Genomic DNA, 20194 nt, shown 5'->3' on the forward strand with positions numbered 1-20194 from the left:
GTCGGGTGACCACACAGCGGTCGTCCTCGATACGTTCGTACTGGCGGGATTCACGAGCGGATCGGTACTGCCGCGCACTACATCCCGTCGGGATCTTTTTCGCGCTCGTGTTCTACGCGCTGTCGATGACTCCTTCTCTGCTGCCCCGTGCGTGGTACCTGCAGGCGGTGGCCACCGGTATCAGTGTCGCGATCGGTTACGGCGTGGGATGCCTCATTGCCTGGGTGGTCCGGCTCTGCGGAGTGTCACCGGACTGGTCGCAGCAGTGGCGTCGACGTGGGTGGTGGGCGCTGGCCGCGGCTGCGATGGTGGTGATTCCGCTGTTCCTGATCCTCGGATCCTGGTGGCAGCAGATCGTCCGCAAGCTGGTCGGCCTGGAAGACCCCGGCCGGCCGCTGTATGTCGCGGTGCTGGTGCTCTCGTTGGTGGTGGCGGTGGCCGTGCTTGCTCTAGGACGCCTGCTGCGCAGAGCGACTCGGGCACTGACGCGCTGGGGCAAGCAGTACGTACCGAGGCCGGTGGCGAGGATCGCCAGCGTGATCGTGGTTGCCCTGCTGGTGGTGTTCGCTGTCAATGGCGCATTGATTCGGGGAATCGTGGCCGTCGCGGAGAAGTCCGCATCGACTGCCGATCGCGGCAACCACGATGGGGTGGAAAAGCCAACGGCGGAGGAGCTTTCGGGTTCGGATACCTCGAACGAGGAATGGGATTCGCTGGGACAGGAGGGTCGACGGTTTGTCGTTTCGGGAGCATCGCCCGACGAGATCAGCGAATTCACCGGGAGACCTGCAGTGCAACCGATCCGCGCGTACGCCGGTGTCGAGTCGGCCGACACCGTCGAGGGCGTCGCAGATCGGGTGGTGGCCGAACTCGAACGTACCGGCGCATTCTCGCGTGCCGTGCTCGGTGTAGCGACCACCACCGGACGTGGGTGGGTCAACGAATCCGTGGCCGGCCCCCTCGAGTATCTGTACGACGGTAATTCGGCAATAGCGTCGATGCAGTACTCGTTCCTGCCGAGCCCGATGGCATTTCTGGCCGACCGTCAGACCCCGCAGGATGCCGGACGAGCACTCTTCGAGGCGATCTACGCGGTGTGGAGCGAACTTCCGGAAGATTCACGACCCAAGTTGGTGCTGTTCGGCGAGAGCCTCGGTGCCTACGGCGGGCAGGACGCATTCAGCGGTGCACAGGACATGATTGCGCGCATCGACGGTGCCCTGTGGGTCGGCAACCCGAACTTCACTCCACAATGGGCCCGCATCACCGGTGGACGCGACGCCGGTTCCCGCGAGATCCTGCCTGTCATCGACGGCGGCGAACACGTCCGTTTCGCCGGGTCTTCCGGTGACCTCGACATCGGCGGACCGTGGGAGGAGCCGCGAATCGTGTACTGGCAGCACGCATCCGACCCCATCGTGTGGTGGTCACCCGATCTTATCCTGGGCCGACCCGACTGGCTGAACGAACCGCGTGGCACCGACGTCGACCCGGGAGTGCAGTGGTTCCCGTTCGTCACGTTCTGGCAGTTGACCTTCGATCAGGTCTTCTCCACCGACGTCGACGACGGTCACGGCCACAGCTACGGAGCCGACGCGGTGCGGATGTGGGCCGACATCCTCGATCCGCCCGGCTGGACGGACGCCGACGTGGAGCGACTGTACGAGAAAATGGCGGGTTGAGCTGATCCTGATCCAGATCGAGCGCAAACGCGAGCGCGTTCGCCAGACGCGCGCGGGTTCGCTGACCATTTCGCGCGCACCTGGCGAATGCGCTCGCGTTCGTGCGTGAGACAGTGACTCAGCGTGAGACAGTGACTCATGTCGCCCAACGAGGCCGGTCGTACCGAGTTCGACCCCGATCTTGCGACTGCTCTGGCGCTCGAGCGAGAGTTGCAGACCCCGGAATGTCGACGCAACCGCGGGCGGCTGGTCAGTCTGCTCGCCGACGACTTCACCGAAGTGGGAGCCTCGGGTGCGGTGTGGGACAAGGCGTCGATCCTCGACCTACTGAGCAGTGAAGATTCTGTGGAGATCGAGGTGCTCGAACTGAGTGGGCGAGCAATCAGTGCCGATCTCGTTCTGGTGCATTGGATTTCGAAGACTTACGAATTGCGAGCTCGTCGAACCTCGCTGTGGCGTCGCATCGAGTCGGGATGGGAGTTGGTGCACCATCAAGGCACGCCGCTGAACTGACCGCCGCAAACGCGCTCGCGTTTGCCGAACGCGCGCGGGTTCGCCGACTATCTCGCGCGCACCTGACAAACGCGCTCGCGTTTGCGCCCGAACGAGCCGAGCAGCGGCCCGCTCAGCGCTTCCCGAGCACCGCCCGCAATTTTGCTCGATTCAGTTTTCCCGGGCCTCGGGTCGGCAGTGATTCGACCAGAAACAATTCACGTGGCGCGGCCGTGATGTCCAACGACGATGCGACGTGAGAGCGTAACTCCGCCAACGTCACCGGCGCAGAGGCGACCACCGCGACCACCACTTTCTGGCCGAGGCGCTCGTCCGGCAATCCGACGACCGCGCACTCTCGGACTGCGGGATGCGTTGCCAGCGCCGCTTCGACGACCTGCGGTACGACGGTCAAGCCACCCGTCGAGATGGCCTCGTCGAGTCGGCCGGTAATGCTCAATACCCCGTCGACCAGCGTTCCCGCGTCGTCCGTGCGGAACCATCCCGGCTCGGCGAACGCCGGGTGCTCGGGTAATCCGCGATACCCCGAGGCCAGGGTTCTTCCGCCCAACACGACCCGGCCCTCGTCGATGCGCACCACCGTGTTGCGCAGCGGAACTCCGTCGTACACGCAGCCGCCTGCGGTTTCGCTCATGCCGTACGTACGAACCAGGCGGATCCCTGCCGCATGTGCCTTCTCCCGCAACGGAATCGGCGTTGCCGCCCCGCCCAGTAGCACCGCATCGAGCGAGGCCAATGCAGCCACGGCCTCGGGGTTCTCGAATGCCTTCACCAACTGGCCGGGAACCAGTGACGTGTAGCGCAGGGGACCCGACATTCGGCCCACGGACTCGATCAGGGCGACCGGGTCGAATCCGTGGGACACATCCATGATCACCGGCGAGGTTCCGGCGAGCACGCTGCGCAGCAAGACCTGCATCCCGGCGATGTGGTGTGCGGGCAGCGCCAGCAGCCACGAGCCAGGCCCGCCGAGCCGCTCCTCGGTGGCCGTCGCCGACGCGACCAGAGCGGACGCAGACAGCATGGCACCCTTGGGTATTCCCGTTGTGCCGGACGTTGCGACGACCAGTGCGACGCCGTCGTCGACAGGAGTGCCGGGTGCCAGGGCGTCGTGCAGGCGTCGGATCTCGCGCGGGTCGTCGGCGGGAACAGGAAGTAGGGCCGGTCCGTCACCGGCCAGCACACGGCTCAGCCGCGGCAGGATGTCTGCCGCGGCCGGTCCGGTCGGAATGGGAACGCTCTCGAGCACACGTGCGAGGTTAGTCCTCGCGGCGCAGCGTGAACGGGTCGGCCAGTGGCCAGCCACCGGCGGCGAGGTTCGCGCGTACTCGGTTGACGTCCTCTTCCCGGGGCATCTCGTTGGTGACCTTGGTGATGGTGACGGAAATACCTGCTTTGTCGGCAGGCAGCTGACCGTCGGCGATGAGGGCATCCATCACCGACTGCACTTCGTCGTCGGACAGTCGCCGATTCAGAAGAGCAAGGAGGGGAACGTAATCCGCTTCGGGTACCCCGTCGGGATACCCACCGCGAAGCCACCCGACTATCGAGTGGAGGAACGACGGGACCGACATGGACTTACAGGGCCGCCGGATCCGCGAGCGGCCAACCACCGGCTGCCAGCCGCGCCGAGACCCGAGAGATGTCCTCGGCCGTCGGCTCGGCGTCGATCTGTTCGCGGATGTACGTCGCGATCTCGTCGGTCGAAATGGCACCGTCGTCGAGTGCGCCGTTGGCGGGAGAGACGAGTTCGAGAACTATCTCCTGCACCTGAGCGTCGGTGAGTGCGGCGCGGCGCAGGAGCGCGACGAGCGGGAAGCGGTCCTTGGGCGGAACGCCCTCGGGATATCCGGCTCGGAGCCATTCGAGCACCGAGGCCGGAAATGCGGTCTTGGTGGAGTCTGTCATGAGAGCTGTACCCCTTCTCGGGTGTCAGAAGACGGAGATGCCGAATGTGCTGTCGAGGAAGTTCTTCATGATGAAGAGGATTCCGGCCACGATTGCGACGACGACGACTGCGAAACAGAGGACGGCCGCGGCAGTGGCGACGGCCGGCCGGGCCACCCGGGTGGTTCCTGCGGCGGTGGCCTCGTCCGAGGGCTCACCGACCGAGAGTGCCTTGAGTCCGAAAGCGAAGATCGCGGGCAGTCCGGCACCGAGCAGGAGTCCGACGAGAACTACCTGCCAGAGCGAATCGAGCGTGTGCTTGAGGGTTTCCATGGTGTCTTCAGACCTTCGCGGGGGAGTCGGCTTCGGTGGCGGCGGGAACGAGTCCGCCGTCCCACTCGGCGTTCACGTTGTCCGGATCGACGGGTTCGCGGCGCGAGCGGATGTACATGACTGTGGCCAGGCCGACGAGGATGGCGAAGACCACGAGGATGCCGGGCAGACCGCCGATCGTGTGTGCGAGCAGCCAGCACGCGGCACCGACCACTCCGGCGAGCGGCAGGGTGATGACCCAGGCGACGGCCATGCGGCCTGCGACGTTCCATCGCACTGCGGCACCGGGCTTGCCGAGTCCCGATCCGAGGATCGAGCCGGTGGCAACCTGGGTGGTCGAGAGCGGGAGGCCGAGGTGGCTCGACGTCAGAATAATTGCTGCAGAAGATGATTCGGCGGCCATGCCCTGCGGAGATGCGATCTCGACCAGGCCCTTGCCCAGGGTGCGGATGACGCGCCAGCCACCGAGGTAGGTGCCCAACGCGATGGCGAGTGCACAGGTGACCTTGACCCACAGGGGCATCTCGGCATCGGGTGAGACGGTGCCGTAGGCAACGAGCGCCAGGAAGATCACGCCCATCGTCTTCTGGGCGTCGTTGGTGCCGTGCGCGAGCGAGACGAGCGAGGCCGAACCGATCTGGCCCCAGCGGAATCCGCGCTCCTTCGACTTCTCGGGAACTGCGTCGGTGATGCGGTAGATGATCCAGGTTCCGACGGTGGCGACGAGGCCGGCGACGATGGGGGCGAGCACGGCGGGCAAGACGATCTTGCTCCACACCCCGTCCCACACGACACCGCTGGTTCCCAGCCCCGCCATGGTGGCACCGATGAGGCCGCCGAACAGAGCGTGCGAGCTGCTCGACGGGATGCCGAGCAGCCAGGTTGCGAGGTTCCACAGGATGCCGCCGACGAGGCCGGCGAAGATGATGGTCAGTAGGGCTTGGCCGCCGGTGTCGCCGAGGTTGACGATGCCTTTCGCGACGGTGGCAGCCACCTCTACGGACAGGAAGGCGCCGACCAGGTTGAGGACGGCAGACAGGGTGACCGCGACCTTGGGCTTCAGTGCCCCTGTCGCGATCGACGTCGCCATGGCGTTGGCGGTGTCGTGGAAACCGTTGGTGAAGTCGAAGGCCAATGCCGTCACGACCACCACGAGAAGTACGAGGAATTCAGCGCTCACGGTGGAAAGTGTGGGACATGAACGTTGTTTCGCGGAAATTTCTTGCGAAGTGTTCTTCTTGGGCGCTGTGAAGTCGCCCGCAGTTCATCTTCCGTTCACCTTTTTGCCTTATATGTCCAGTTTTGCTGTGTCGCAGCACACGGCGGTCGTCGCCTCGAACCGAGCCGTTGTGGAACAGTGGAAACCGTGAAGGGATCGAGCATGGACGACGCGGTGTCGGCCGCTCTGTCGTATTTCGATTCCGTCGATCCTGCGCTCGCTGCCGATGCGCGTCTGGGGTGGGACGGTCTGATGGGCGTGTCTCCGCCTGCGGGCCCCACTCAACATTCTGTGCAGTCCTTTCTCTGGGTCTATCTGCGGCACGCCGCGGAGGGTCCCGATCGCGGCGTCGACATCGCTCGTGCGCTCGGCGAGTTGCTCGACCGACTCGGCCGCGTCGGATACGCAGACATCGCGCGCAGCGCGGTCACCGAGGAGCTCGTCCGAACGCTCGACGATGCGGCCTGGTTGCAGAAGTACCGCGCGGCCACCGATCAGTCGGGCATCGGTGCCCTCGACACCGAACTGGTCACCTGGCAGGACGCCCCCACCGGCATCGAGCGGGTCATCGTCGAAAAGATCGGCGAGACACTGGAAGTGGCGACCATCGCCGGCGAGTTCGAACCGTCGAGGCCGGGTGGTAGACCTCTCGGCGCCAACGCGCGGGCCATGCGACGACGCGGCGTCACCGACGCGGTGCTGACCTCCGATCGCGGGAGGGACCACTCCGAGGCCGTTCTGCTGGAGCAACTGCTCGACCACCGCATCGAACTCTGGAGTGGTTACAGCGCACCGCGGGCCGAGCTCTATCTGGGGCTGCGCGACGCGCTGCACGATGCCGTCGAGCCGATGTACGGCTGCGTGCGCAGGCTGGAGACCTTCATCCGATGCATCGGCGACGGTGTCGCCTTGACCGATGCCGGCTACTTGCCCGACGAGCTCGTGGCAACCATCGCGAACACCGTTTTCCCCCCGAACGAGCGTGCGCGGGAGTGGAGCCTGCGGAATGACCCAGAAGATCAGCATGTCGGTCGTGAACTCGACACGGAGAAGATTCTCGTGCTCCGACGCCTGCTCATGCGGGTGCGTCTGCTGCGTCGATCCGCCGGACGGTTGGTGCCCACCGCCCGCACCCGGCAGCTCAGCTCCGACGGACTGTGGCGTGTGCTCACCGGCGGTATCGTCGGCACTGGATATCACCCGGACACGATTGCCGCGGAGGTGATTCTTGCTCGCATGATCGTCGGTCAGGACGTCTCCGACGTGGAGACGAGCGCCGACGACCTGGCGCGACTGTTGCGTGCCGAAGGATGGACCCACGCAGGCGAGGCTCCGTCTCCCGAGCATGCCGAACCCCTGGCCAGGACCTTGGTGGCCGAGCTGAGCGCACTCGGAGCAGTCGAGTTCTCGGAAGGCGATCGTACGTCCGGATCGCACACTGCCGGATCGGTCGCGACCGAAGAAGGCAAGCGGCTCGCAGCTGCGGTACTGCGGCACCGTCTTCTTCACACGCGCTATCCGTCGTTGTGACCACTCCGAGTTGGGCTATCGGTCGAATCTGCCGAACTCGCCCGGTTAAGCTCACGTGGATCCGGTTCCAGAACGGGCCCGGTCTTGGGTGAGGAGATGCCGGTGGACGGTGAGGTCGCGGACACCGCGCGCTCCCAGTCTCGCCGACAGAGCGACTCCGCTCGTCGATATCTCGATTTCGAGGCGACCACTCCAGCGTTGCGTTCGACGGTCGAATTCGCCGCTCGCAGCGTCGGATTCGCCATCGCCCAGCTCAACGTGCTCGACGAAGACACTCAGTACACGCTGGTCAACGTGGGCGGGCCGCCGGTGTCCACCGTCGACCGAGCCGACACGCTGTGCGACGACGTGGTGCGAACCGGGGACCCCGCAGTCGTCGCGCTCGGGCGCGTGCACGCCACCACCCGGCAGCGCGCCATCCTCGACGACAACGGCATCGCGTCCTACGCCTCCGTTCCGTTGCGCGGTCGAGAAGGTCTGGTCATCGGCACCCTGTGCCTGCTCGATCGCACGCCGCGATCACTCTCGGGTGAGCAGATGCAGGAACTCGAACAGTTCGCGTCGGTGCTCGAGGAGCAACTCGATCTGCATCGCCGCGTCGGATCCGGCGTCATCCGCTTGGGCAGCGACAACGACATCGCCGACTCCATTGCCGACGGTCACATCGTGCCCTGGTTCCAGTCGATCGTGGATCTGCGGACCGAGGAGATCGTCGGCTTCGAGGCGTTGGCGCGCTGGCACCACCCCACCCGTGGGATGGTGGTACCGGCGGATTTCGTCCCGTTCGCCGAGGCCAGCGAACTGATCATCGACGTCGACCTCAGTGTGCTCACCCAGGCCGCCGCCGAGATGAAGAAGTGGCACGTCCACCGTCCCGACCTTCGGCTGACAGTCAACATTTCCGGACGCCACCTCGCCCACCCCGACGGCGTCAGCCACCTCGAACGCGCCATCGCGTCGTCCGGAGTGTCCCCGTCGTCGATCTCGCTCGAACTCACCGAAACCACCGCCGTGACACCGGGCCCGTTGCTGCGCCGGCACATCGACGACGTGCATCGGCTGGGCTTCCGGGTGCTGCTCGACGATTTCGGTTCGGGCTGGTCCTCGCTCGAACGGTTGGTGACATTGCAGCCCGACGGCATCAAGATCGACGGTCACCTGACACGGTTCGTCGATACCGTCGCCGGACGGGCGATGATCAGGTCGCTGGCCGGAGTCGCGAAGGACCTCGATCTGACGATGATCGTCGAAGGCATCGAAAGCCGCGAACAGGCCGACGCTGCACTCGAACTCGGGTGCACCCTGGCACAGGGGTACCTGTGGTCGCGGCCGCAGTCGGCGCAGTCGGTACTGCGTACGATCGCCGACAGCGTGGGCAGCGGTTAGCGGTTGTCTCGTCGGAGCGGGTGATCCCGCGGGATCTGCACCAGCACGATCCGAATCCCGTCCGGATCCTCGATCCACATTTCGATCAGGCCCCACGGTTCCGTTCGCGCCTCGCGCACGATCGGAATCCCCGCTGATTCCAATTCCTCGGTTGCCGAATCGATGTCGCGTACTTGTAGCCACAGTGCGCCGGAGAACGTTCCTGGCTCGTCGCCGCGATGATGCGACGCGATCTCGAGCAAACCCTGGCCCACGAACAACACCGTGCCGCCGGGATACTCCCGAAACACGGCAAGAGAGAGGCCATCGCGATAGAACTCGAGGGTCTTCCGATAGTCGGCCGGCCGCAGAATTGTCCGAGAAGCGAGGATGTCCACCCCGCATGGATACCACGCTCACGTGTGGTCGTTCCGGATCGTGGTCGTTCCGCGGGCTCCACTCGGCGACTCACAGCACGCTCTTGATCACCCGATCGCCGCCCGCAGCCTTGGCCTCGTACATTATCGAGTCCGCCACCCGTGTTGCGCGCGTGACGATGTCGACGTCCTGATCCCACAGCGCCGAATCCCAGTACACGATGGCTGCCCCGATGCTGACGGTCACCGAGACGGAGTCGGCCGGGTCGCGTAGGGCTCGGCGCACTCCATGGATCAGCGCGTCGATGTGCAATCGTGACGTCGACACCACGGCGAGGTACTCCTCACCGCCGGTGCGGGCGAGCACCCCGTACTCGCCGAGGTGGGATCCGAGCCGCTCGGCGACGCGCACGATGACCGCGTCTCCTTCCTCGTGCCCGTAGCGGTCGTTGACGGCTTTGAAGCGGTCGATGTCCACCACCAGTACAGCCACGCATCGATCCTGGTCCCGCCCGAGCAGCCACACGTCGTCCACGGCCGCATCGAGTCCGCGGCGATTGAGCAGCCCGGTGAGCGGATCGAGAAACGAACTTCGAGCGTCCTCGGTCAGGACGGTCACCAGCAGGTGCGAGGTCAGCGGAACCCCGGCGATCGCCAACAGCACCACATTGGTCCGGAAGATCAACGATGCGATATCCACGTCGTCAGCGGCGTGGGTCGCCACTGCGGCCGCGACCGTGCACGCCACTGCGAAGACCAAATGAGCCACCAGCCAGCGCGGGCTGAGGAAGAACGTACAGAAGGTACCGATCACGGCGAACAGTGCGCACGTGAGAATCGCGTCCACGATCGGGTTGATCAGAAGTGCGGACGCTGTGCCCAGGTCGGCGAACACAGCGAATGCCACCACCCCCAATCGGCCGGGGAACGGCCTGGTGATCCACGCGGCTGCGACCACCACGACCATGACGAGCAAAACGGCTTTCCAGCCGATCGCGACGACACTCCGCGAGGTGTCGACGGAAAAGAGGGACACCACCGCAAGAGCACCGTAGTTGAGCGTCAGAACGGCCATCACCCAGCGGATGAGTCGTCCGGTGGGACGCGAGTTCTGAAAATCCGCCATCCAGGCGTAGTCGAACGGCTGCAGAAACCACCGCACGAGTGCGTTCCGAGAGCCGCCTGGGGAGTTCACGAGCGGGTCAGAAATAACGAGGGAAGGGCGACCAGTCGGGCTCGCGCTTCTCCAGGAACGAATCGCGCCCCTCCACGGCCTCGTCCGTCATGTACGCCAGGCGAGTCGCTTCACCGGCGAACAACTGCTGGCCCACCAGGCCGTCGTCCTGCAGGTTGAACGCATACTTGAGCATCCGTTGCGCCTGGGGGGACTTCGCGTTGATCTTCGCGGCCCACTCGATGGCCGTGTTCTCGAGCTCGGCGTGATCGACCACCTTGTTCACCGCGCCCATGCGGTGCATCTCCTCGGCCGAGTACGTTTCGCCGAGGAAGAAGATCTCTCGGGCGAACTTCTGACCGACCATCTTGGCCAGGTACGCGCTGCCGTAGCCACCGTCGAAGCTGCCGACATCGGCGTCGGTCTGCTTGAACCGAGCGTGTTCGCGGCTCGCCAGCGTCAGATCGCACACCACGTGCAGGCTGTGGCCTCCGCCCGCTGCCCAGCCGTTGACCAGACAGATGACGACCTTGGGCATGAATCTGATCAACCGCTGCACTTCCAGGATGTGCAGGCGACCGGCGCGAGCCTTGTCGACCGTCTCGGCCGTTTCGCCGTCCGCATACTGGTAGCCACTTCGTCCACGAATGCGCTGATCGCCGCCGGAGCAGAAGGCCCAGCCGCCGTCCTTGCTGCTCGGCCCGTTTCCGGTGAGCAGCACCGTTCCCACGTCGGAGCTCACGCGAGCGTGTTCGAGCGCGCGGTACAGCTCGTCGACGGTGTGCGGCCGAAAAGCGTTGCGAATCTCGGGACGATCGAACGCCACCCGCACGGTCGCGTCGGACACGTGGCGGTGATAGGTGATGTCGGTCAGATCTTCGAAACCGGGAACGGGGAGCCACAGCTCGGGAGTGAAGGTCACGGACGTCAGCTTAACGGTGGTCGGGGTTGCATCCGTGCCGACCGGTCGGTGCAGCTAGCGTGCAGTCATGACCGATCCGAAGCAGCTCGACCGCGATTACGACCATCACGGAGGCTTCCCGCGTTTCGTGCCGGCGAAGGTGGGCCCGGAATACGGGCAGCTGCTCGAGGCCTTGCGCACGGTGCAGGACCTCGCGGTGTCCACCTCGCTGCCTGCCGAGGTAGCCGGGACAGCCGCAGGCAAGGCCCGAGAATTGATCGAGCTGTTGACGCCGCACGTGGTGGCCGAGGGCCGTCAGACGGCCGGGCGAGTTCCGCGTCTGCCGGGCCGAGGCTCGCTGTTGCTGATGCCCTGGATCATCGAAAAGATCGACGCAGACGGCGTCCGCAGCCGGGGCATGTTCCGGCGTTTCCATCTCGGTGGTAACTCCGCCGCGCACGGCGGCACGCTGCCACTGCTGTTCGACGACCTCTTCGGCCTGATCCAGCACGCCTACGGCAGGCCCATCAGCCGGACGGCGTACCTGCACATCAACTACCGCAAGGTGACGCCGCTGAACACCGAGCTGGTCGTCGAGGGTGCAGTGGACAGGGTGGAAGGACGTAAGACGTTCATCAACGCTCGGCTCACCGATCTGGACGGCAACCTGTTGGCCGACTGCGAGGCGTTGATGGTGCAGTTGCTTCCGGGGCAGCAATGATCCCGGCGGTCGACGATCTGCTCGACGGTGCACACGTGCTCTCGATGCCGATGCGGACGAAATTCCGCGGCATCACCACCCGCGAGGTGCTGTTGATTCAGGGGCCCGCCGGATGGGGTGAGTTCTCGCCGTTCACCGAGTACGACGACGGTGAATCGGCTCCCTGGTTGGCGTCGGCGATCGAGGCTGCGTGGGAGGGCCCGCCGAGCCCACTGCGTCGACGCATCCCGGTGAACGCGACGGTTCCAGCGGTGCCTGCCTCCGAGGTGGCGTCGGTGCTGAGTCGGTCTCCCGGGGCCGAGACGGCGAAGGTGAAGGTGGCCGAGAAAGGGCATACCCTCGCCGACGACGTCGCTCGCGTCCGCGCAGTGCGCGAGCTGGTGCCGCGGGTCCGAATCGACGCCAACGGCGGCTGGACCGTCGACGAGGCGGTGGCGGCGCTGGCAGCCCTGACTGCCGACGGTCCGCTCGAGTACGCCGAGCAACCGTGCGCCACCGTTGCCGAGCTCGTCGAACTGCGGCGTCGAACACCGGGGATACGGGTGGCCGCCGACGAGAGCATCCGCCGAGCCGAGGACCCGATGAAGGTCGTGCGAGCCGGCGGAGCCGACATCGCGGTGCTGAAGGTCGCTCCGCTGGGCGGGATGCGGGCGGTGCTCGAACTGGCCGGCGAACTGGGGGAGTACGGCGTGCCGGTGGTGGTGTCGAGTGCGCTCGATTCCGCGGTCGGTATCTCGGCCGGGTTGGCCGCAGCCGCTGCGCTGCCGCATCTCGAATTCGCGTGCGGATTGGGGACGGGCAGCCTGTTCGTCCGTGACGTCGCCCCGGCACCGGACGTGGTCGACGGAACGTATCCGGCCGCGCGCGTCGAACCGGATGCGCAGGCCCTGATCGAACTCGGTGCCGACGCCGAGCGCACGCAGTGGTGGATCGATCGAGTTCGGCGCTGCCACGCCCTTCTGCGGTAGTCTTGCGCCCGGTCCGCGTTGGGCCGCTACACATCTGGGAGGAACTTCGAAGTGGTTGCTGCACTGAAGGATTCGCTGCTCGACGAGTCGAAGGCCGACGCGCTGCGCGTCGATGTCCTGGCTCTGATCGACGCCGAGGTTGCGGACAAGAAGGGCGCGAGCGGGCTCGCGGTCAAGGGGGGATACGGCGCAGTGAAGAAGGTCGGGCCGTCGTACATCGACAGTGCGGTCTCGGCTCTGTGGCCCGATTTCGTGGACAAGCTCGACCCGTTCTGGCAGTCGTACAACGCTGCCCCGCAGGGCACGTTCGGTGAGTACCTCGCCGCGAACGGCGACGCCGCATCCGATGCATTGCTCTCGGTCACCGATGCGCGCATCGAGGAAACCGACAAGTCCGTCGTCAAGAAGTTCTACGGCAGCCTGCGTGGCTCGGCCAAGAAGAACGTCACCGAGGCACTGCCTCGGGTGGGTGACCTGGTCACCAAGCACGCCTGAGCGGCTTCGCCGCATGTGAGCAGAAACTCGTACCCTGCTACGAGTTTCCGCTCACATGCGCGTAGCGCTCAATCGCTCCCAATCGGCCTCGGTCTGATCTGCGTACAGCCGCGCGAATCGGCCCAGAGCGACGTCGAGCTCATCGGAATCGCCCGTGTATCCCGAGATCATCGACGCGCCGCTGGTGCGGGCATGTCCCTTGGCCAGGAGGCGTCCCACCACCCGCGCGTAGTCCACCAGGGCCGGTGCATCGATCGACGAGAGATCGATCGTCCCCTTCATGTTGCGGAACTGCCGCACGTAGTACTGCCGTCCGGCGATGGTGGTCCAGCCCAGCAGCGGATCGCTCACCGTCTGCAGATCCTGTTGGTACTCCACGACGCGTTGTCCCTGATGGTCGTGCCACGCCGATTCACCGTGCACGTACGGTGCCAGCACCGACCGTCTGGCCTGCTTGAGCTGCAGAAACACCACATCGTCCTCGCTGGTGCCCTCGAGGAGCGCGACGTACGCCCGAAGCCCGACACTGCCGACTCCGACGACGCGATGCGCCACGTCGATCAGCGTGTATCCCCCCAGCACCCGACGCCAATGCGGGGTGAGGGTGAGCAGGTATTCGTCCAGCCCGACGGCGAGGAGCTCTTCGTCCTTCGCCGAGATACGTGTGGTGATCGGCGGCTCCTCTACGATCCTGCGCTTGCCCTCGTGCTCCTCGGTGAATCGAGGTAACACGCGGTCACTGGTGCGTCGACGCGCTTTCTTGGTGGCGCGCTTGATCTCCTTGCGCAACGATCCGGCGGTGGCGTCCCGTTGCAGTTTCTCCGCCGTCAGACGCTGGAACGAACGCGACATCAGCGGCTCGTCCGCCAGCCTGGCCACCTCGATCCGATACGAGGACACACAGGCGGTGACGGCATCGCGGCACTGATCCTCGCTGCGTCCGTTCTGCCGCCCGGCCACCCAGATGCTGGCGGCGAGGCGTCGTAGATCCCACTCCCAGGCTCCCGGATGCGCCTCGTCGAAATCGTTGAGGTCGATGACGAGGTCACGTTCCGGCGAGGCGTAGAAGCCGAAATTGCCGAGGTGGGCGTCGCCGCTGATCACCGGGTTGATCCCGGTCGAGGGCAGCATTGCGACGTCCCGAGCCATGACGATGGCCGTTCCGCGCAGAAATCCGTAGGGGGATTCGACCATCCGCTCGAGGCGCGTGGGAATCAACCATTCGATTCGGCCCTGGTGCGAGTACTCGATCTGCTTGACCGGGTCGGGGCGATCCGGCGGCGCTGTCCACTCGCCGAGCGAGGCGATCGGCACCTTTTCGCGCAGGCGTCGACCCAGTTCGTACCGCTCGGCCCGGGGGAGCGGCCGAGCGCGCAGTGATGCGTACGGTGCGCCGTCGACCCCTACCGAATCGGTGACGACGGTGTGACCTTTTACGGAGCCGGACATGTGAGATCACACTAATCGAGCGCTACGGGGCGGCTTTACCGAACTTCCAGTATCCGGTGAAGCAGATCTGCGACTTGGGCACGGAACGCTCGTTCACCAGGTATCGGCGCAGGCCCGTAGCCAGTCCCTGTTCCCCTGCCACGTAGACGTAGGGATCGCCGTCCGGCAGCTCGGCCTTCTGCACCGCGGCCAACGCGGCCTCGCCCGGCTTGGCAAGGTCGTTGGGGCGCACGATCCATTGGATCTCGACGCCTGCCTGCACGTCCTGTTTCTGGATGTCGGCCTCGGTGGGAACTTCGATGAAGGCCTTGACCCGAACGTCCTCCCGTGACGACCGCAGAATGCCGAGAATGGCCGGGGCCGCACTCTCGTCACCGACGAGCAACTGCCAGCTCGATCGTCCGTCGTGGGTGTAGATGCGCCCTTCGTCGAGAATCGCGACACGGTCGCCTGGAGCGGCCTTCTGCGCCCACACCGACGCCGGGCCACTGTGGCCACCAGGTCCGCCGGCTCCACTCCCGTCTTTCTGGGTCGTTCCGCCGGCTCCACTCCCGTGCACCACGAAGTCCACGTCCAGCTCCGGGCCGTCGCCGTGCGTGCCCTGTCCCGCAGCCCGGTACCGGCTGATGGTGTAGTTGCGAACCACCGGCTTGGTGTCCTTGGAGAACGCCAGATACTGCGCGTACCAGAGCATCGAGGTGGTGCTGGGGATGCGCGGCTCGTCCTGGCCCGGCTGCGGCAGAAACAGGCGAAACCAATGGTCGTAGCCCATGTATCGGAAGTTCGACAACGAATCGCCGCCGAGGGTGACCCTGATGAAGCTGGGGCTGATTCGGTCGCTCTCGAGCACGGTGAGGCGGTAGAAAGCGGGCTTGTCCGGCTTGAGGTACTTGCTCATGTCGCAGAGGTTAGCCGACCCTAATCACCGATGGGGTTGCGTCGATGTCTCAGTCGGGCCGGCCGCGGCGGTATCGCTGGACCACCTTGGCTCCGACGGGCACGGCGAACAACATCATGAACACCCGGATGACCTGGGCAGCCACGACGAAAGTCACGTTCGCGCCGGTCGAGGCCGCGATGGCAAGTACCGCATAGACCCCGCCCGGCGTGGTCGCGAGGTAGCCCTCGTACCCGCTCGTTCCGGTTGCCGACGCCAACCACAATCCGAGCATCGCGCAGCCGACCGTGACGGCGATGATCAACATCAGCGATGCGGGCAGCACCCGTGAGATGGACTTGAGGCTGGCGACGGTGAAGCGCAGTCCGGCCTGCCAGCCGATCACGATGTACGCCGCCCACAGCAACAGCGTCGGGACGGATGCGTCGAACGAGACGCCGAGTACATCGGCGAGCGTGGCCATGATCAGAGGGCCGAGCAGGGCGGGGGCGGGCAGCCGGATCGCGCGAGCCAGCACCACGCCGATGACGCCGCAGATCACGACGAATGTGAGATCGATCCAGAGCGCCTCGTGCACGTCGGCGGTGACCGTCGATTGTCCGGGCTGGGCGCGAAACACCAGGGTCGCTACCAATGGCAGCGTAGTGGTCACCAGCACGACGCGGAGGTACTGCACCACCGCCACGACTCGTTCGTCGCCGCCGAGCTCCTGCGTGATCGCCACCAGTCCCGACGCTCCGCCCGCGACCAGGGCCAGAGAACCGGTCAGCGAATCGATATCTTTGCGAAGTCCGAGCAGTGCTCCTGCCGCGATCGACAGCAGCAGGGTGCCGATGCACGCCAGCAGTACCGGCAGCCACGTATCGCCCAGCGAGCTCAGGGTCTCACGCTGCACCAGTGTTCCGATTTCGACGCCGAGTATTGCCTGCGCCGCCATCCCGAGTCGGCGCGGCAGCGGGGCCCGTTCGGTGCCCGTTGTCGGAGCCCAACCGGCGAGTGCGAACACCACGGCCACCAACAACGCAACGAACAATGCCGCCGACGGCACACCGAGCGCATCGGCTCCGACGGTCAGTCCGACCGTGACGGCTATCAGCAGCAGCCAGCGAATCAAGAAGGTCGCTCGATCTCACGAACCTCGGGCGGCAATCCCCACTCGGTACGGCCGAGGCGACTGAGCGGGGCAATCGACTCGAACTCGGGGAGGCCGTCCTCGGCGAGGAATTCGGGTCGTACCGACAGCGCGACGACGGTGCCCATGACGACGAAGCAGTTGCCCACCTCGACGACGCGATGCAGCGTCGCCTCGATGGCGATCGGTGCGGCCGCCACTCGCGGCGGCGTCACGATCGCACTGGGCTCGCTCTCGATGCCGACCGCCTCGAACTCGCTGACGCCGTGATCGAAGCTCGCCGAGCTGTCGTTGACCTGATCGACCAACGGTGCTGTCGCCAGATTGACGACGAACTCACCGGTGGCCTCGATGTTGCGCAGGCTGTCCTTTCGGCTCACCGACGTGAACTGCACGACCGGCGGCTCCACCGACGAGACCGTGAAGAAGCTGTAGGGCGCGAGGTTCGCCACACCGTCGGCGGACACGGTGGACACCCACGCGATGGGCCTGGGCACCACCGACGCAGTCAGGAGCTGGTAGAAGCGACGTGGGGTGACCTCATCGGGTCGGAAGACTGTACGCACCCCTCAATACTGTCAAAGCCCGGCTGCGGCGGCCGACCGGAGCATCTGACACTCTGGAAACCGTGAACCCGTCCACCGCTCAGGCCACTGCTGTCGTCGACGAACTGGCGCGCAGCGGGATCGAAGACGTCGTGCTCTGTCCCGGCTCGCGTAATGCCCCGTTGGCGTTCGCGTTGCAGGAAGCCGATGCGGCCGGACGTCTGCGGTTGCACATGCGTATCGACGAGCGAACCGCCGGATTTCTGGCCATCGGACTGAGCCTGGGCAGCGGCCAACCCGTCCCGGTGGTGATGACGTCGGGAACGGCGGTGGCCAACCTCGGGCCCGCCGTACTCGAAGCGAACTACGCCCGCATCCCGCTGATCGTCATCAGTGCCAACCGGCCGTACGAGATGCTCGGTACCGGAGCAAACCAGACCATCGAGCAGCTCGGCCTGTTCGGATCCCAGGTTCGCGCAACCATCAGCCTCGGGCTCGCCGAGGAGGGGCCGAAACAGAACAGTCAGTGGCGCAGCGCGGTTTCGCGCGTCATCGCTGCGGCGCGCGGGGCTCGCTCGGGCAACGCCGGGCCCGTGCACTTCGATATTCCATTGCGGGAACCTCTGGTTCCCGCCCTCGGCGATCCGGGGGCGCGACCCGAAGGGCGTCCCGACGGGATGCCGTGGACGTCGACCACCCAGGCGACGCTGGACGTGCCGGTCGAGCTGGACCTGACAATCGACACCGTGGTCGTCTCCGGACACGGCGGTGCCGTTCGTCCTGAGCTCGCGGGCTTGCCGACCGTCGCCGAGCCGACCGCGCCGCTGCACGGAATTGCGTTGCATCCCTTGGCTCTGGCGCAGTTGAAGCCGCGTCAGGCCGTCATCACCGGTCGTCCGACACTGCACCGTCAGGTCTCGGCGCTGCTGGCCGACCCCGCCGTCGACGTCATCGCGCTCACCACCGGGCCGCGTTGGCCCGACGTCTCGGGCAACGTGTTGGCCACCGGCACCCGTGCGGTCACCACCGGTGCGCCCGATCCCGCCTGGATCGCTCGCTGCGCTGCTCTGTCCGACAGGGCCGAACTGGCTGTGCACGAACAACTTCGAGAGCATCCCAAGCCAACCGGGCTGCACGTGGCCGACGTCGTGATGTCTGCGCTGCAGCCCGGCGATCAGCTGGTGCTCGGAGCGTCCAACCCTGTGCGCGACGCAGCCCTGGTCTCGACTCCGATCCCGGGCGTGAAGGTCCTCTCCAATCGCGGCGTTGCCGGCATCGACGGCACCGTCTCGACGGCCATCGGTGCCGCGATGGCCGGAAAGCGGCGCACCATAGCGCTTCTTGGGGACCTGACGTTTCTGCACGACGCAGCGGGCATGCTCATCGGAACCGGCGAGCCGCGTCCCGACGGTCTGACGATCGTCGTCGCCAACGACGACGGCGGCGGCATCTTCGAGCTGCTCGAGCAGGGGGATCCGCAGTATGCGGGCGTGTTCGAGCGAGTATTCGGTACGCCACACGGAATGGATCTCGGAGCGTTGTGCGCGGCCTACCGTGTGGAGCATCGCTTGGTCGAGTTGTCCGAGCTGGCAACCGAACTCACCGCGCATGCCGCGGGAGTCAGGGTCTTGGAAGTGACCACGGAGCGATCGGGATTGCGGGATCTGCACGCGGCAATTCGCGCCCGGTTGTAGTAGGGGCGAGAGAGCGTGCCCGATCGGATGTTCGAGCATCCCCGGCTGACGGCCATTTACGATGCGCTCGAAGGCGATCGCTCCGATCTGGGCGTGTACGTGTCGGCGGCCCAGGATGTCAATGCTCGCGACGTGCTCGATATCGGCTGCGGAACAGGGGCTTTGGCGCTGATCCTGGCCTCTCGTGGACTAGCGGTGATCGCACTGGATCCGGCGGCCGGATCACTGGACGTGGCCCGACGTAAGCCGGGTGCCGAGCAGGTTCGGTGGATCCACAGGTACGCCGCGGACGTGCCGCCACTCGAGGTCGACCTGGTGACGATGACGGGCAACGTGGCGCAGGCCATCGTCGACGACGACGAGTGGTCGCGCACGCTGACGCGAATCCACCAGGTACTGAGACCGGACGGCTGTCTGGTGTTCGAGACTCGCATTCCCGCCCGCGCGGCCTGGACCGAATGGAACAGGCGAGACTCCTTCGCAGTGCGCGATATTGCGGGTGTCGGCCGGGTCGAAAGCTGGGTGGAGACCACCGCGGTCGACGGCCCCCTCGTCAGCTTTCGGTGGACGTACGTCTTCGCCGGAGACGGCGAGGTCCTGACGTCGAATTCGACGGTGCGTTTCCGCGAGCGCGAGGAGCTCGAAAGCGCGCTCGTCGAGCACGGATTCACGGTCGCCGATATCCGCGACGCGCCCGACCGGCCGGGTCGAGAGATGGTCTTCTACGCCCACAAGGCTTCGGGCATCGGCATTCGCTAGCTCTGTTGCGCCGCAACCCATTCGAGAGTTTCGCCGGTCTCCTGATCGATCATGTCCTTGATCATCTTGTTGATCAGGTCCTCGATCTTGCCGCCGACGAGTGGGATCTTGACCGTCGATTCACCCACGATGATCAACTTCGCGCCGGTGCCGTCGGGCTGCAGAGACAACGTGCCGGTGATCTTGGCCGGTAGGCCGGTGGTGCTACCGGTCAGCGTTCCTTCGGCGTGGTCGCCCTCGAGCGGACCCCAGTAATCGGTGCGGGAGACGATCAGCTTGCCTTTGATGACCTTGGTGACGAATCCGGGGAGCTCGTTGGTGCCGACCTCTTCGGAGATGTCGACCGTCAGGCCGCCGTCGGCGTGCTTGGTCAGCTCGTACCCGTCCGTCTTCTTCGCTTTGGCGAAGCGTGCCATCCACTGGTCCTCACTGGTCAATGCTGCGTGCACTTCAGCGGGAGGATTGGACGCGCGGAGTGTGTGTTCGAAGCTGCGAGACATGAGAGCAGACGCTACCCGAGCCGAGCCCGATCGGCTGCGAAGTAATCTGTGG

At 65.8% G+C, this 20194-nt stretch carries 22 protein-coding genes; 9 read left to right on the forward strand and 13 right to left on the reverse strand.

Going from position 1 to position 20194, the window contains the following annotated elements; all coding sequences use genetic code 11:
- The first annotated feature begins 5 nt into the window (after window positions 1–5).
- The gene (locus ACQR3T_RS21765; protein ID WP_428694800.1) at window positions 6–1682 is read left to right on the forward strand and encodes an alpha/beta hydrolase; all 1677 of its coding nucleotides are present in this window, start codon (window positions 6–8) and stop codon (window positions 1680–1682) included.
- A 138-nt stretch (window positions 1683–1820) separates the two neighbouring features.
- On the forward strand, window positions 1821–2195 hold the full coding sequence (locus ACQR3T_RS21770; RefSeq protein ID WP_428694801.1) for a DUF4440 domain-containing protein: 375 nt from the start codon (window positions 1821–1823) through the stop codon (window positions 2193–2195).
- Between the two features lie 112 nt (window positions 2196–2307).
- Here the strand turns inward: ACQR3T_RS21770 and menE are convergent, their stop codons facing one another.
- Genes menE through ACQR3T_RS21795 form a run of 5 tightly spaced genes read right to left on the reverse strand, consistent with a single transcriptional unit; the run spans window position 2308 to window position 5595 of the window.
- The gene (gene menE, locus ACQR3T_RS21775) at window positions 2308–3444 is read right to left on the reverse strand and encodes an o-succinylbenzoate--CoA ligase (RefSeq protein WP_428694802.1); all 1137 of its coding nucleotides are present in this window, start codon (window positions 3442–3444) and stop codon (window positions 2308–2310) included.
- A gap of 10 nt (window positions 3445–3454) precedes the next feature.
- Window positions 3455–3769 (reverse strand): DUF3349 domain-containing protein, encoded by a 315-nt coding sequence (locus ACQR3T_RS21780; RefSeq protein WP_032380420.1) that lies wholly within the window; start codon window positions 3767–3769, stop codon window positions 3455–3457.
- A 4-nt stretch (window positions 3770–3773) separates the two neighbouring features.
- Window positions 3774–4103: a DUF3349 domain-containing protein gene (locus ACQR3T_RS21785; RefSeq protein ID WP_037171792.1), complete on the reverse strand. Its 330-nt coding sequence runs from the start codon at window positions 4101–4103 to the stop codon at window positions 3774–3776.
- A gap of 24 nt (window positions 4104–4127) precedes the next feature.
- Window positions 4128–4415, reverse strand: a complete 288-nt coding sequence (locus ACQR3T_RS21790; protein ID WP_032380422.1) for a hypothetical protein — start codon at window positions 4413–4415, stop codon at window positions 4128–4130.
- A gap of 7 nt (window positions 4416–4422) precedes the next feature.
- Window positions 4423–5595, reverse strand: coding sequence for an inorganic phosphate transporter (locus tag ACQR3T_RS21795; RefSeq protein WP_032380423.1), 1173 nt, complete (start codon window positions 5593–5595; stop codon window positions 4423–4425).
- Window positions 5596–5781: 186 nt separating this feature from the next.
- Between ACQR3T_RS21795 and ACQR3T_RS21800 the strand changes: the two genes are divergently transcribed.
- Together ACQR3T_RS21800 and ACQR3T_RS21805 are read left to right on the forward strand one after the other, a co-directional pair.
- Window positions 5782–7164, forward strand: coding sequence for a hypothetical protein (locus ACQR3T_RS21800; protein WP_428694803.1), 1383 nt, complete (start codon window positions 5782–5784; stop codon window positions 7162–7164).
- A gap of 102 nt (window positions 7165–7266) precedes the next feature.
- Entirely contained in the window at window positions 7267–8550 is a 1284-nt protein-coding gene (locus tag ACQR3T_RS21805) for a sensor domain-containing phosphodiesterase (RefSeq protein ID WP_242459141.1), read from the forward strand.
- Here ACQR3T_RS21805 and ACQR3T_RS21810 read toward each other — a convergent pair.
- From ACQR3T_RS21810 to ACQR3T_RS21820, 3 genes are all read right to left on the reverse strand, one after another.
- Window positions 8547–8927 (reverse strand): VOC family protein, encoded by a 381-nt coding sequence (locus ACQR3T_RS21810; protein WP_032401905.1) that lies wholly within the window; start codon window positions 8925–8927, stop codon window positions 8547–8549. The genes ACQR3T_RS21805 and ACQR3T_RS21810 overlap by 4 nt on opposite strands.
- Before the next feature lie 70 nt (window positions 8928–8997).
- On the reverse strand, window positions 8998–10068 hold the full coding sequence (locus tag ACQR3T_RS21815) for a diguanylate cyclase domain-containing protein (RefSeq protein ID WP_428694804.1): 1071 nt from the start codon (window positions 10066–10068) through the stop codon (window positions 8998–9000).
- A 40-nt stretch (window positions 10069–10108) separates the two neighbouring features.
- Entirely contained in the window at window positions 10109–11002 is an 894-nt protein-coding gene (locus ACQR3T_RS21820; RefSeq protein WP_032401906.1) for a 1,4-dihydroxy-2-naphthoyl-CoA synthase, read from the reverse strand.
- Between the two features lie 67 nt (window positions 11003–11069).
- On the opposite strand from ACQR3T_RS21820, the gene ACQR3T_RS21825 reads away from it, so the two are divergent.
- Genes ACQR3T_RS21825 through ACQR3T_RS21835 form a run of 3 tightly spaced genes read left to right on the forward strand, consistent with a single transcriptional unit; the run spans window position 11070 to window position 13165 of the window.
- Window positions 11070–11702, forward strand: coding sequence for a PaaI family thioesterase (locus ACQR3T_RS21825; protein WP_428694805.1), 633 nt, complete (start codon window positions 11070–11072; stop codon window positions 11700–11702).
- Window positions 11699–12670: an o-succinylbenzoate synthase gene (locus ACQR3T_RS21830; protein WP_428694806.1), complete on the forward strand. Its 972-nt coding sequence runs from the start codon at window positions 11699–11701 to the stop codon at window positions 12668–12670. The genes ACQR3T_RS21825 and ACQR3T_RS21830 overlap by 4 nt, the downstream gene beginning before the upstream one ends.
- Window positions 12671–12721: 51 nt before the next feature.
- Window positions 12722–13165 carry a DUF6918 family protein gene (locus ACQR3T_RS21835; RefSeq protein ID WP_032380429.1) on the forward strand — a complete coding sequence of 148 codons (444 nt, stop codon included), beginning with the start codon at window positions 12722–12724 and terminating at the stop codon, window positions 13163–13165.
- A 51-nt stretch (window positions 13166–13216) separates the two neighbouring features.
- On the opposite strand, the gene ACQR3T_RS21840 is transcribed toward ACQR3T_RS21835, so the two are convergent.
- From ACQR3T_RS21840 to ACQR3T_RS21855, 4 genes are read right to left on the reverse strand one after another with little or no spacing between them, the layout of a single operon-like run.
- Window positions 13217–14614: a DUF2252 domain-containing protein gene (locus ACQR3T_RS21840; RefSeq protein ID WP_032380430.1), complete on the reverse strand. Its 1398-nt coding sequence runs from the start codon at window positions 14612–14614 to the stop codon at window positions 13217–13219.
- A 22-nt stretch (window positions 14615–14636) separates the two neighbouring features.
- The gene (locus tag ACQR3T_RS21845) at window positions 14637–15512 is read right to left on the reverse strand and encodes a siderophore-interacting protein (RefSeq protein WP_428694807.1); all 876 of its coding nucleotides are present in this window, start codon (window positions 15510–15512) and stop codon (window positions 14637–14639) included.
- Window positions 15513–15561: 49 nt separating this feature from the next.
- Window positions 15562–16626 (reverse strand): AbrB family transcriptional regulator, encoded by a 1065-nt coding sequence (locus ACQR3T_RS21850; protein WP_428694808.1) that lies wholly within the window; start codon window positions 16624–16626, stop codon window positions 15562–15564.
- Entirely contained in the window at window positions 16623–17210 is a 588-nt protein-coding gene (locus ACQR3T_RS21855) for a flavin reductase family protein (protein ID WP_032380433.1), read from the reverse strand. The genes ACQR3T_RS21850 and ACQR3T_RS21855 overlap by 4 nt, the downstream gene beginning before the upstream one ends.
- A gap of 62 nt (window positions 17211–17272) precedes the next feature.
- Here ACQR3T_RS21855 and menD point away from each other — a divergent pair, with 62 nt between their 5' ends.
- Window positions 17273–18883 (forward strand): 2-succinyl-5-enolpyruvyl-6-hydroxy-3-cyclohexene-1-carboxylic-acid synthase, encoded by a 1611-nt coding sequence (gene menD, locus ACQR3T_RS21860; protein ID WP_428694809.1) that lies wholly within the window; start codon window positions 17273–17275, stop codon window positions 18881–18883.
- 15 nt (window positions 18884–18898) lie between these two features.
- On the forward strand, window positions 18899–19642 hold the full coding sequence (locus ACQR3T_RS21865; protein WP_428694810.1) for a class I SAM-dependent methyltransferase: 744 nt from the start codon (window positions 18899–18901) through the stop codon (window positions 19640–19642).
- On the opposite strand, the gene ACQR3T_RS21870 is transcribed toward ACQR3T_RS21865, so the two are convergent.
- Window positions 19639–20142 (reverse strand): DUF2505 domain-containing protein, encoded by a 504-nt coding sequence (locus ACQR3T_RS21870; RefSeq protein WP_032380436.1) that lies wholly within the window; start codon window positions 20140–20142, stop codon window positions 19639–19641. The genes ACQR3T_RS21865 and ACQR3T_RS21870 overlap by 4 nt on opposite strands.
- Between the last annotated feature and the right edge of the window lie 52 nt (window positions 20143–20194).

It is taken from the genome of Rhodococcus sp. IEGM1428 (assembly GCF_050321865.1).
Taxonomy (GTDB): Bacteria; Actinomycetota; Actinomycetes; order Mycobacteriales; family Mycobacteriaceae; genus Rhodococcoides.